The following is a 12,653-nucleotide window of genomic DNA, read 5'->3' on the forward strand; positions in this document are numbered from 1 at the left end:
AGGAAGATCATGAGTCAATTATCTCATCTTGATGCACTCGAAGCGGAAGCAATCTACATTATCCGTGAGGTAGCGGCAGAGTGTGAAAAACCAGTAATGCTTTATTCCATAGGAAAGGACAGTTCGGTAATGCTTCATCTTGCCATGAAAGCATTTTATCCGGAGAAGCCGCCATTCCCATTTTTACATGTGAACACGACATGGAAATTCAAGGAAATGATTAAGTTCCGTGATGAGACGGCAAAGAAACTTGGGATTAACATGATCGAGTATATCAACGAGGACGGTGTAAAGCGTGGCATCAATCCGTTTGATTACGGCAGCCAGTACACCGACATCATGAAGACACAGGCATTAAAACAGGCGTTGAATAAATACGGATTTACTGCAGCATTCGGCGGCGGACGTCGTGACGAGGAAAAATCCCGTGCAAAAGAGAGAATTTTCTCTTTCCGTAATGAGAATCATGCATGGGACCCGAAGAACCAGAGACCGGAGATGTGGAAACTTTATAACTCCAAGATCAACAAGGGTGAGAGTATTCGTGTGTTCCCGATTTCCAACTGGACGGAGACGGATATCTGGGAGTACATAAAGAGAGAAAACATCGATATCGTGCCGCTGTATTTTGCAGCAAAGCGTCCGGTGATTGAGCGTGACGGACAGATTATCATGGTGGATGATGATCGTCTGAAACTTCGTCCGGGTGAGAAAATTGAATACAAGAATGTGCGTTTCCGTACCTTGGGATGCTATCCACTGACCGGTGGAATCGAATCCAACGCGACCACATTAGATGAGATTATTGACGAGACCTTGAGTGCTGTAGAGTCTGAGCGGACCACCCGTGTCATTGACAACGAGGCAGCCGGCAGCATGGAACGAAGAAAGAGGGAGGGTTATTTCTAAAATGAGCGGATTATTGAAATTTATTACCTGCGGTAGTGTAGACGATGGAAAATCCACACTGATCGGACATATTTTATACGATTCCAAACTGCTTTACGCAGATCAGGAGAAAGCGTTGGAGCTGGATTCCAAAGTAGGAAGCCGCGGCGGCGCAATCGATTACTCCCTCCTTCTGGACGGACTGATGGCAGAGCGTGAACAGGGTATCACTATTGATGTGGCATACCGTTACTTTACAACCGAAAAGAGAAGCTTTATCGTGGCAGATACTCCGGGACATGAGGAGTACACAAGAAACATGGCAGTCGGTGCATCCTTTGCAGACCTTGCCGTTATCCTTGTGGATGCAAAGCAGGGCGTGCTCGTACAGACCAGAAGACATGCCAGAATCTGTGCACTGATGGGAATCCGTTACTTTGTATTTGCTGTAAATAAGATGGATCTTGTCGATTACAGCGAGGAGCGTTTCAAGGAGATCGTTGCACAGATTCAGGAACTTTCCGAGGAACTGCATTTAGCAAGTGTCAAGATCATTCCGGTTTCTGCAACCGAGGGTGACAATGTCACCACCCATTCCGACAATATGCCATGGTACACGCAGGAGCCACTGCTTGCTTACTTAGAGAATATCGATGTGAGCGAAAAGAAGCAGGAAGAAGGCTTCTATATGCCGGTACAGCGTGTCTGCCGTCCGGATCACACGTTCCGTGGTTTCCAGGGACAGATCGAGAGTGGCGCTGTATCGGTCGGTGATACAATCGTGACTCTGCCAAGCAATGAGCATGCAAAAGTAAAGAGCATTTTAGTCGGAGATAAAGATGCACAGACTGCAGATGCAGGCCGTCCAGTTACCATCCAGCTTGACAAGGAAGTGGATGTATCCCGCGGATGTGTTCTCGCAAAAGATACGAAGCTTCCGGTCAGCAAGAAATTTACCGCAACAATCCTCTGGATGGACGATGAGGAACTGACCGTCGGCAAAGATTATCTCGTAAAACTCGGTACACGTACGATTCCGGGTATCTTAAAGAATATCCAGTACAAGATTGATGTCAACACCGGTGAATTTATTCCGGTTGGCCGCCTGCGCAAGAACGAGATTGCGGTCTGCGATCTGGTATTGCAGGAAGAGATCGTCATTGATGCTTTTGCAAAGCATAAGACATTGGGAGAACTGATCCTGATCGACCGTATTTCCAACATGACCTCCGCATGTGGTGTTGTGGAAAATCCAACGCTCGATGAGACGAAAGACTTAAAATGCGCATTTGCCCACGGAAATCTCAAGGCAAACGGAGATATCTTCGAGGAATATTACTATGACCTTGAGGCGATGAACGTCTTTAAGGTACAGCCTTCCGATAAAACTTACACGATCGGTGATGTGATTCCGGTCAAGGGTGAGACGTATCAGTATCCGGACAGCTTTGATGTGGTTGTTCTGCGTGAGCAGGTAGCGGTATCCATCCGTGACCAGAAGGTTACTGCAATTATTCCGCTTGCTGACTTTGCATACAACGATGTGCCTGTCATCAACGGCCGTGGATTTGCGGTTCATGTAACAAGTGCCGCAGATGTGGATGCGTTCAAGAAGGAGCTTTCCGCAGAGGGCAGGGAGATCTCTGAGAACTTCTTTAATAAGTGGGTTGATTTTGAGACTTACCGCCGCATCGTATTTAAGGATGAGCACTGGACAGAATAATCATTTTATTATGAGAATGGAATCCCTGCTGGTTTTAACCAGCGGGGATTTTTTTGCTGGAAAAATAAGTGGAAATAAAAGGTTGACAATAGGGTATGATTGCTGTATATTAACTATAACATATTAAACCTATTAGATAAGTATGAATTAGGGGAAATGAAATGGGATTCAACACAGAACTACTACATGGTACAAAAACCGGAGATCCGGTGACCGGAGCCACACTTACCCCGGTGTACCAGTCCAGTGCTTTTTTTCAGCCATCGGCAGAGCAGCATGAGAAGCTGTTTCACAACAAAGCTGCTGGATATTCTTACACGAGAATCAATAACCCGACCATCGCAGCATTTGAAGAACGCATGACGGTTCTGGAAAAAGGTGTGGCATCCGTTGCCTGTGCATCCGGCATGGCGGCAATTACCAATGCCCTTCTGAATATCGTAGGAAGTGGTGATGAGATCATCACAAGCACCAGCCTGTATGGAGGAACGATTGATCTTTACCACGATCTGGAAGCGTTTGGAATTACAACAATTTTTGCAGATACGAATGATCTGGAAGATCTCGAATCCAAGATCACGGATAAGACGAGAGTCATCTTCGCGGAGACGATTGGCAATCCAAAGCTGGATGTGACCGACATCCCGGCACTTGCAGGGATCGCAAAGCGGCACAATCTTCCACTCATGATCGATAATACGGTAGCTACCGCGTTTCTTGTTCGTCCGCTCGAACTTGGCGCAGACATCGTAATCAATTCCACATCCAAATACATCAACGGCAACAGCAGTGCCATCAGTGGTGTGATCACCGATGCGGGAAGATTCAAATGGGATCTGGAGCGGTATCCGGGCATGAAAGACTATAAAAAGTTTGCAAAATTTGCCTTTACTGCAAAACTGAGAAACGGATTGTTCCGCAACATGGGAGCCTGTATGGCGCCGCAGACTGCATACTATAATCTGCTTGGTATGGAGACACTGGGGCTTCGTATGGAGCGGGCGTGTGACAACGCAATGCAGCTTGCGGCTTATCTGGAAACCATTCCGGGAATCAGCGTAAACTATCCGGGACTTGCATCGAGTCCGTGGAACGGTGTGGCAAAGCAGTTGCTGGATGGAAGATTTGGAGCAATTTTAACCATTCGCGTGGGAAGCAAGGAACGCGCTTTTGCAATCATGAATGCGCTGACGATTCCGCAGATCGTATCCAACATCGGAGATACCAAGACACTGATCGTACATCCGGAATCCACACTGGCGGCACACTCAACCGAGCAGGAAAAGATTGACGCCGCCGTATTTGATGATATGATAAGAATAAGTGTCGGTATTGAGGATATCGAAGATCTGAAGCAGGATTTTACAGCAGCAATCCAAAATACCGTCGGATAAACAAAGAAAAATACACAAGGTTTAAAGGAGAGAGTAATGGCTGTTGATTATGCTACATTGAAAAAAGGCGGATTTATGCGCCAGAAACAAAAAAATAATTTTTCCCTGCGGCTGGCTGTGGTAGGTGGAAATCTTACAGCAGAGAATTTACAGATTATCGCAAAGGTTGCAGAAAAATACGGAGACGGACACGTACATCTGACTTCCCGTCAGAGTGTGGAAATCCCATTTATCAAACTTGACGATGTAGAAGAAGTTAAGGAAGTGCTGGCAACCGGGGGATGTAAGCCGGGTGTGTGTGGACCGCGTGTCCGTACGATTACAGCCTGTCAGGGATCGGCGGTATGCCCTAGTGGAAATATTGACAGTTATGATATTGCAAAAAAACTGGATGAGCGTTATTTTGCAAGAGAACTTCCGCATAAGTTTAAATTTGGTGTAACCGGATGCCAGAACAACTGCTTAAAGGCAGAAGAAAATGATGTCGGAATCAAGGGTGCATCCATTGTGGAATGGGAGGAAGCAGCCTGCATCAACTGTGGGATCTGTGAGAAGACCTGCCGCGTGGATGCAATCAGTACCGTGGACGGAAAAATCGTTCTCAATGAGGAAAAATGTAACAACTGCGGACGCTGTGTAAAGGCCTGTCCGACCGATGCATGGAAAGCGACACCTGCATTTGAGGTATCTTTCGGTGGACTGTTTGGAAACCGCGTATACAAAGGCGAGAAGTATCTTCCGCTTGTGACATCCGAGGAACAGTTATTCCGCATTACCGATGCGGCAATCCAGTTCTTTGATGACAATGCCAATCCGGGAGAGCGTTTCCGCATGACACTCGAGAGAGTGGGACTTGATAAATTTGAAGAGAAGATAAAGGAGGCATACAATGGCTGATTTTACAATTGATGAAACTGTAGATATTACGGATGTGGTCTGCCCGATGACGTTTGTCAAGGCAAAGGTAGCCATGGAAGAGTTAGAGATCGGACAGGTGCTTTCCGTACATATGAATGATGGAGAGCCGGTGCAGAACGTACCGAGAAGTTTCAAGGAAGAGGGACAGCAGGTATTAAAGCTGATCGACAATGAAGATGGAACTTATGACCTTATTGTAAAGAAACTCGAAGAGTAGACAAGAGAGGTTAAGCGCATGGCAGCAAGAGTAAGTAAAGATAATTTTGAAGTGGAGGTTTTGCAGGCTTCTATACCGGTACTGGTGGAGTTTTATTCCGATTCCTGCATTCCGTGCAAACAGATGTCACCGATTCTTGGCGATATCGAAGATGATTATGAGGATCACTTAAAAGTGGTCAAAGTCAATGCAAATTTTGACGGGGAACTGGCAGAACAGTATTCCGTTATGGTTTCTCCGACCATCCTGTTTTTCAAAGATGGAAAGGAAGCAGAGCGTGTGCGCGGTCTGATTAAGAAGCCGGAACTGGAAGAAATTGTGAAAAAATATATTTAGGAGGAGTTACCGATGAAAGTAACAATCGCAGGAAACGTAAAAGACATCAAAGAGGGAACCACGCTGGCACAGCTCGTTGTTGACGAGAAGGTTGAAAATCCGGAATATGTGACCGTTACCGTAAACGATGATTTCGTAGAAAATCACGATCTTGCAAACGTAACATTAAAGGAAAACGATGTAGTTGAATTCTTATACTTCATGGGAGGAGGAAGCTTCTAATGGCATTTACCAATGAACAGATGGAGCGTTACAGCCGTCACATCATCCTGCAGGAGGTTGGTGTGAAGGGACAGAAAAAGCTCCTTAACGGAAAAGTTTTGATTATCGGTGCAGGCGGACTCGGTGCACCGGCAGCAATGTATCTTGCCGCAGCCGGTGTGGGAACCATCGGTATTGTCGATGCAGATGAAGTGGATCTGTCCAACTTACAGCGTCAGATCATTCACGGCACCGCAGATGTAGGAAAAGCAAAAGTAAAATCTGCAAAAGAGACCATGAACGCAATGAACCCGGATGTAACCGTAAATACATACCGTGAGTTCGTTACTTCTGAAAATATTATGGATCTCATTAAAGATTATGATTTCATCATTGATGGAACCGATAACTTCCCGGCAAAATTCTTAATCAACGATGCCTGTGTAATGGCAAAGAAGCCATTTTCCCATGCAGGAATCATCCGTTTCAAGGGTCAGCTCATGACCTATGTTCCGGGAGAAGGACCATGCTATCGTTGTGTATTCAAGAATCCACCACCAAAGGATGCAGTTCCGACCTGTAAGCAGGCAGGTGTCATCGGCGCAATGGGCGGTGTCATCGGATCCTTACAGGCGATGGAAGCCATCAAGTACCTGATCGGTGTTGGCGATCTCTTAACCGGAAAGCTTCTGACTTTTGATGCGTTAAAGATGGAATTCCACACGATCAAACTGCCAAAGGCAGATCATAAGTGTGCAATCTGTGGCGATCATCCGACCATCACAGAACTGATTGATTACGAGCAGATCGAGTGCCCGGATCATTGAGGTATCGCGTAAGCGATATCTCCTACGCAAATCGCCTCTGCGAAGCAGACTTTATATGCGATTTGCTCCTTGAAAAGGAGGAAAATTTTATGCTTACCATGAAAAAAGCAGACTATGAAAAAATCTTAGCTCATGCGAAGGAAAACCTTCCGGAAGAGGCATGTGGTCTGATTGCAGGCACCAAAGACGGTGACAAAAAGATCATCGAGAAGGTGTACCTTCTGGAAAATATGGATCACACCAATGAGCATTTTTCCATGAACCCGAAGGAACAGCTTGCCGCAGTTAAAGATATGCGTGCGAACCATCTGGTACCGCTTGGCAACTGGCATTCCCATCCGGAATCGCCGTCACGCCCGTCCGAGGAAGATAAGCGTCTGGCATATGATCCGACGGTCAATTACCTGATTCTTTCCCTGATGGATATGGATCAGCCGGTGCTTAAAGCTTTTGACATTGACAAAGAGAAAAATGTGACGATTGAAGAACTGGTTATTCAGTAAAGGGTATTCGTCTGCGGATAGATTTTCTATCTGGGGTATCTCGCGTAAGCGATATCTCCTATGCAGCTTAGAAATTGTTGAATAGAAATGCTGCCTGTAACATATTGTTGTCAGGCAGCATTTTTCGGTAGTATGGTGCAAAGATTATCTTTTTACATGATCAGTAACAAAAATGCCAGACCGTAATAAGTCACAACAGCCACAAGGTCATTGACGGTTGTAATGAGTGGACCGGATGCAACCGCAGGATCAATTTTTATCTTATGGAAAAACATGGGAATCACAGTACCTACGAGGCTTGAGATCACCATTGCCACGAGAAGCGAGATGCCGACGCAGCCAGAGATGCCAAATGCTCCGATCCAGGTGTATCCCTTAAACAGGTGGATGTAGATGCCAAGCAGTGCAAGTGCCATAATACCAAGGATTCCACCATTTAAAAGACCGATTTTCATTTCTTTTACCAGTAAGAAAAGTTTTTGTTTTCCGGTGAGTGTTTCATCCATCAGGACACGGATGGTAACTGCCAGAGACTGGGTACCGACGTTCCCGGCCATGTCAAGCACAAGAGACTGGAAACAGATTACAATCGGAAGTACAGCCACAACATGCTCAAAGACACCTACAACAGAGGAAACGATCATCCCAAGGAACAGCAGGATGATGAGCCATGGGAGACGTTTTTTCATGCTTTGTGCCGTGGTTTCTTTGAGATCTTCTTCGGCGGTGAGGCCGGCCAGTTTTGCGTAGTCTTCCCCCATCTCATTGTCAACTATCTCTACGATATCTTCGGATGTAATAACACCGAGCATATGACCGTCCTGCGACAGGACAGGAATGGAATCTTCCGAATAATCCATGATTTTTTCCATGCAGTCATCAATTTTTTCGTGATCGGTTACCGATGGATAGGAGCGGACGATAATATCGTCAAGCACATCATGTTTTCTTGCAATAATAAGATCTTTCAGATCAATAGCACCGGCAAATTTCAGGGATTCATCCAGTACATAAATGGTTGAAATATTGTCATTGGTTCCGGCCTGACGGACCAGTTCGCTCATTGCCTGACGGACGGAAAGTCCCTTTGGAATACAGATGTAGTTGGTTGTCATGCAGCTTCCGATTTCGTCATCGTCATAGGAAAGCAGCATTTTTACATCTTTTATGGCAGCTTTGTCCAGGTTTTCCACGATTTCATATTTTTTTTTATCATCGAGCGTTTCGAGGACGTCAACGGCATCATCGGAATCCATCAGGGAAACTACTTTGGCGGCATCTTTGACGGAGAGTTCGGAAAAGTAGATTTGCGGTTCATCCAGATATGCGAAGATTTCCGCAATCTTCTGTGGCTCCAGAAGCGTATAAATACGTTTCCTTTCTTTTGGAGTCATAACCGTAAGCATATCGGCAATGTCATTTTCGTGATAATTAGATAAGCATTTTAAGATTTCATGGTCATTCTGTTTGCTTCGGATCAGCTTTGTAAGCTCTAAATATTTCTTGTTCATATGAATTCTCCTTTCCTTGTGTGCAGTCATCATGTGCAACAAAAGCTACATCATGCTGCGGATATGCACAATAGAAAAGGGCTCAGGTATACAGTTTTATATATTCAGGCACAAAAAAAGCACCTACCGGTGCTTTAAACATCATGAATCGGCAAAATTCATTTTCCAGTGAAAACGATAATTTTGCCAGTGAAAAAAGCATCGGTATTCAAATGTCTACTTCGCCCAAAACTATCGCTACTGTCCATGAATTTCACCTCCATTACTCAGATTTTTATGATTGTGGATTTAAATCTTTGGTTATGGTAGCATTTGTAAATGGATTTTTCAACCCGGAATCACGTAAAATTTTTGTAAAAGGAGCATATTTTGTTATTATTGGAGAAAAGAAAATAGCGCATTGTATAGGGGTATGGTAAAATAGGAAAGAATAAAAATGCCATTATTTATGAAATAGATTTTTTGAAAATCAGGAGGAATAACATGCACGATTTAGTCATTATAGGAAGCGGTCCGGCAGGTCTTTCGGCAGCTGTTTACGCAAAGCGCGCCTGTCTGGATGTGGTTGTTTTAGAGAAAGAGCCGATGGGTGGCGGACAGATGATTTATACGCAGGAAGTTGATAATTATCTGGGACTGCCGGAAACCAATGGGTTTGATCTGGCACAGAAATTTGAGCAGCATGCAAAAGCGCTGGAGGTTCCGTTCATCAGCGATGAAGTGGATAACGTAGAGAAAAATACAGACGGAACGTGGAAAATCACCGGTGCTTCCGGAACTGTTTATGAGACAAAAACAGTACTGCTGGCAACCGGAGCCGGACACCGGAAACTCGGGGTGCCGGGAGAAGAAACACTGGCAGGAGCCGGGGTGTCTTACTGTGCAACCTGTGATGGAGCTTTTTTCCGTAACAAGACAGTGGCGGTTGTCGGCGGTGGAGATGTGGCACTGGAAGATGCCCTGTATCTGGCAGCCGGATGTGAAAAAGTGTATCTGATTCACCGCAGACAGGAACTGCGTGGCACGAAGGTACTGCAGGAACAGGTGGCAAATGAGCCGAAGATCACCTTCCTGCCGGATACCGTGGTGAAAGAAATCTGTGGGGAGCAGATGGTCGATCATCTGGTAATTGCAAACACCGGAACAGGAGAAGAAAAAGAACTGCCGGTCAGCGGTATCTTTATCGCAGTCGGTATGAATCCGCAGACCGATGCGGTGGCTTCTGTGCTGGATTTAGATCATGGCTATGTGCGTGCCGGAGAAGACGGTGTGACGGAGCAGCCGGGGCTTTTTGTGGCAGGAGATGTCCGCACCAAGAAGCTGCGTCAGATTGTGACCGCGGTGGCGGATGGTGCCAACAGTGTGACAAGTATTGTGGAGTATCTCAAAACTTTATAAATTGCTGGTTAACTGCGGGGCTGGGAGCCTTTTGTTTTCAGAGGGACGGATTTGCGAGGAGTCTGTTCTAAATATAAGGTTTCTCTATGCGACGGAAGAAGGGGGACATTCTCTTTCTACAGAAAAATTTACAAGTCAGCGCCGATGTTGATTTCAGGTTGGTTTGGCAAAGGTTTTACTTTTATGCTATTAACGTTACATGATGGAACTACGGCGCAGTTGTAAATTTGTTCTTCCGAAAGAAATGTACCCCTTCTTCCGTCACATTGAGAAAACTTATATTTAAAACACTCGCACAAATTCGTCGCATAGAGAAAACTTATATTTAAAACATCTGCACAAACCCCCATGATAGTGCTATAATGATACAAAATTGTATGTCGGAACAGCAAAGGAGAAATGCCGTGCAGATACTTTTAACATTAGATAAAAAAGATTATGAAGAGGGAATGCCTGTGTTCGAAAAATACTCGACACGCGGCGTGATTATTCGTGATGGAAAAATTGCAACACAACATGGCAGTGCCGGAGATTATAAAATTCTCGGCGGAGGTGTGGAACCGGGCGAGAAGCTGGAAGATGCACTGATTCGTGAAGTGGGGGAGGAGTCCGGGCTTATTGTGATTCCGGAATCCATCCGTCCGATTGGAGAAATTGTGGAGCGGCGGCGCGATCTGTTTGAAAAAAACAAGATCTATGTCTGCCACTCCTGCTTTTTTTTCTGTGATGCAAAAGAAGAAATGACACAGACGCACATGACCGAAAGCGAGATCGCGAAAGGATTTCATCTGGAGTGGGCAACCGCACAGGAGATTATCGATGGGAACGAACCATTTTGTGAGACGCAGCCATGGAGTTTCCGGGATCGGGAATTTGTTAAAATGCTTGTGGAAAAAAAGATTCTCACCACATAGTTTTTACAAACAATTTACATAGGGAAGAAGTCTGTATTTACACACCCCTGTTATCCTGTAGAAAAGTGGAGAATAGAATAGGATAGATATAACAGAAAGCAGGGAAGGTAAGTTATGGATGAATTAGAAAAACTCCGGAAGCACTGGGAAGATGATAATTTTCAAAGAAAACATGCACTGGCAAGAGAGATTGTGGTAAACCGGCTGCGGGAACTGAACCGGGAATATGAAGAAAAAACAGGACAGGGATTTGTACGTTTTATCGAAACACGGATGAAGACACCGGAGAGCATTGCAGAAAAGCTGCAACGCAAGGATTATGACGTGGATTTTGATACCGCAGTTACTGCACTAAACGATATTTCCGGGGTCCGCTGTATCTGCTACAGTGTCAAGGAAATCTACTGGATTGCGCGGCAGATCGGAAAAACAGACACATATACCGTAGTAAAGGCAAAAGATTACATTCGAAAACCAAAGAAAAATGGGTATGAGAGTTACCATATCGTTCTGGATATCCCGATGTCTTACAAAGGAAAGACAACTGTGGTTCGTGTGGAATTGCAGCTGCGGACGATGATCATGGATGCGTGGGCAGGAATGGATAACCGGGTTTCTTACAAAAAAGGAGTTCCGCCGGAAATGGAACGCCGCATTGAAAAATATGCCAGGATCGGAAGAAGACTTGATAAACTGATCCAGAAAACGCTTGATGATTCAAAAACCGTATAAAGGTATGGAATCTCCTGAAAATATGTGCTAAAATGCTTTTATATCATGAGCACAGGGATTAACCTGTACAATACCGACAGCATGGGGTTAGGAGATATACACAGATGATCGACAAAAAGAAGTTAAAAGATGTCATGAAGAAGCAGGATCTCAAGCAGGAGAAACCAACAGATCCAAGCATGACACTTGATGTAAAAAATGAAGATGTGGAAGCACAGATAGATCTATATCTGAAAGAAAAAACCGGTGAGAATTTAAATGCCCTGATCGAGCTGATGCGAACCAGACGTGTGCTTGTTCCGGCAAATTTAAATGATGAAAAGAAGCCGGTTCCGTGTCTGATCAACAGTCCGAAAAACGGAATGTTTCTTCCAATTTATACAAGTAAAAAGGAGATTCCGGAATCTCCGAGGAGTGAAGCAGTTATAAACATGCCGTTCCTTGCAACGAATAACATGGTTTTTCAGCAGGATGAAAAGGTATCCGGAATAGTGATCAATCCATTCACACAGAATCTGATTTTTAAACGTGCACTGGTGGAAAAAATCGAGGAAGTGGAAAAGAAGCGTAAAGAGGGAGCGCAGCCAAAGAAGATGCAGCTTACACAGGAACAGTATCTGTTGTTTGAACGTAAGCAGTTTGAATTTGGTTTTATGCCAAAGCGCTTTTTTGCGCAGGGCAAACAGATGATGGATGACCTCTGTGAGAAGAAAGAAGAATATATGGATCAGTTTTTTGAGGAATGTTATCAGCAGAAACGTATGTATCCGTATCTGCCGGAAGATTTCTCCGTTATGGTTATGGATTTGTCCGACAGTTTACTGATTGTCCGTGTGGATCTGCCGGTACGCGATATGGGAGTTCCATCCTGTTTCCGTGTATATTTTGCATGGAATGACGAAACGCAGGAGGGCAGATATTTTACGATTGAACGGACCCAGGATCCGGGAAAACATCTGCTTGGAGAATTCAAAAAAGACTGGAAGCATGTTGACTATGGAGAGGCTCCGGCAGAGGGAGCCGAGTTGCAGCGTGTGCTGGATATTATCCGGCAGCCGGGCGAAAATTAAAAGAAAAAGTGTGTCAGGGAA

15 protein-coding genes are annotated in these 12,653 nt (G+C 45.0%); 14 read left to right on the forward strand and 1 reads right to left on the reverse strand.

The genetic code is table 11. The features are described from left to right. Positions 1-9: 9 nt before the first annotated feature. From cysD to M72_RS03940, 9 genes are all read left to right on the forward strand, one after another. A complete protein-coding gene (gene cysD, locus M72_RS03900; protein ID WP_055067265.1) occupies positions 10-909 on the forward strand; it encodes a sulfate adenylyltransferase subunit CysD in 900 nt (299 codons plus the stop codon). Position 910: 1 nt separating this feature from the next. Further along, positions 911-2,611, forward strand: a complete 1,701-nt coding sequence (locus tag M72_RS03905) for a sulfate adenylyltransferase subunit 1 (RefSeq protein WP_055067266.1) — start codon at positions 911-913, stop codon at positions 2,609-2,611. A 161-nt stretch (positions 2,612-2,772) separates the two neighbouring features. Continuing rightward, entirely contained in the window at positions 2,773-4,005 is a 1,233-nt protein-coding gene (locus M72_RS03910) for an O-acetylhomoserine aminocarboxypropyltransferase/cysteine synthase family protein (protein ID WP_055067267.1), read from the forward strand. Between the two features lie 36 nt (positions 4,006-4,041). Further along, a complete protein-coding gene (locus tag M72_RS03915) occupies positions 4,042-4,902 on the forward strand; it encodes a 4Fe-4S binding protein (protein ID WP_055067268.1) in 861 nt (286 codons plus the stop codon). Further along, positions 4,895-5,140 (forward strand): sulfurtransferase TusA family protein, encoded by a 246-nt coding sequence (locus M72_RS03920; protein ID WP_022046738.1) that lies wholly within the window; start codon positions 4,895-4,897, stop codon positions 5,138-5,140. Before M72_RS03915 ends, M72_RS03920 begins: the two co-directional genes overlap by 8 nt. A gap of 18 nt (positions 5,141-5,158) precedes the next feature. Then, positions 5,159-5,476 (forward strand): thioredoxin family protein, encoded by a 318-nt coding sequence (locus M72_RS03925; protein WP_055067269.1) that lies wholly within the window; start codon positions 5,159-5,161, stop codon positions 5,474-5,476. Between the two features lie 12 nt (positions 5,477-5,488). After that, positions 5,489-5,698, forward strand: a complete 210-nt coding sequence (thiS, locus tag M72_RS03930) for a sulfur carrier protein ThiS (protein ID WP_022046740.1) — start codon at positions 5,489-5,491, stop codon at positions 5,696-5,698. Further along, positions 5,698-6,504 carry a thiazole biosynthesis adenylyltransferase ThiF gene (gene thiF, locus M72_RS03935; protein ID WP_022046741.1) on the forward strand — a complete coding sequence of 269 codons (807 nt, stop codon included), beginning with the start codon at positions 5,698-5,700 and terminating at the stop codon, positions 6,502-6,504. Before thiS ends, thiF begins: the two co-directional genes overlap by 1 nt. An 89-nt stretch (positions 6,505-6,593) precedes the next feature. Continuing rightward, positions 6,594-7,007 (forward strand): M67 family metallopeptidase, encoded by a 414-nt coding sequence (locus M72_RS03940; RefSeq protein ID WP_055067270.1) that lies wholly within the window; start codon positions 6,594-6,596, stop codon positions 7,005-7,007. A 152-nt stretch (positions 7,008-7,159) separates the two neighbouring features. On the opposite strand, the gene mgtE is transcribed toward M72_RS03940, so the two are convergent. After that, entirely contained in the window at positions 7,160-8,518 is a 1,359-nt protein-coding gene (mgtE, locus tag M72_RS03945; protein ID WP_055067271.1) for a magnesium transporter, read from the reverse strand. Between the two features lie 143 nt (positions 8,519-8,661). Here mgtE and M72_RS16730 point away from each other — a divergent pair, with 143 nt between their 5' ends. The 5 genes from M72_RS16730 (at position 8,662) to M72_RS03965 (ending at position 12,632) form a co-directional block, all read left to right on the forward strand. Next, a complete protein-coding gene (locus tag M72_RS16730) occupies positions 8,662-8,937 on the forward strand; it encodes a hypothetical protein (RefSeq protein WP_138344995.1) in 276 nt (91 codons plus the stop codon). 64 nt (positions 8,938-9,001) lie between these two features. Then, positions 9,002-9,916, forward strand: a complete 915-nt coding sequence (locus M72_RS03950; protein WP_055067272.1) for an NAD(P)/FAD-dependent oxidoreductase — start codon at positions 9,002-9,004, stop codon at positions 9,914-9,916. A gap of 404 nt (positions 9,917-10,320) precedes the next feature. Continuing rightward, positions 10,321-10,830 (forward strand): NUDIX domain-containing protein, encoded by a 510-nt coding sequence (locus M72_RS03955; RefSeq protein ID WP_055067273.1) that lies wholly within the window; start codon positions 10,321-10,323, stop codon positions 10,828-10,830. A gap of 114 nt (positions 10,831-10,944) precedes the next feature. Continuing rightward, positions 10,945-11,562, forward strand: coding sequence for a GTP pyrophosphokinase (locus M72_RS03960; protein ID WP_055067274.1), 618 nt, complete (start codon positions 10,945-10,947; stop codon positions 11,560-11,562). Between the two features lie 104 nt (positions 11,563-11,666). Then, positions 11,667-12,632 carry an SseB family protein gene (locus tag M72_RS03965; RefSeq protein ID WP_022044844.1) on the forward strand — a complete coding sequence of 322 codons (966 nt, stop codon included), beginning with the start codon at positions 11,667-11,669 and terminating at the stop codon, positions 12,630-12,632. The last annotated feature ends 21 nt before the right edge of the window (positions 12,633-12,653 follow it).

Source organism: Roseburia faecis, assembly GCF_001406815.1.
GTDB lineage: Bacteria > Bacillota > Clostridia > Lachnospirales > Lachnospiraceae > Roseburia > Roseburia faecis.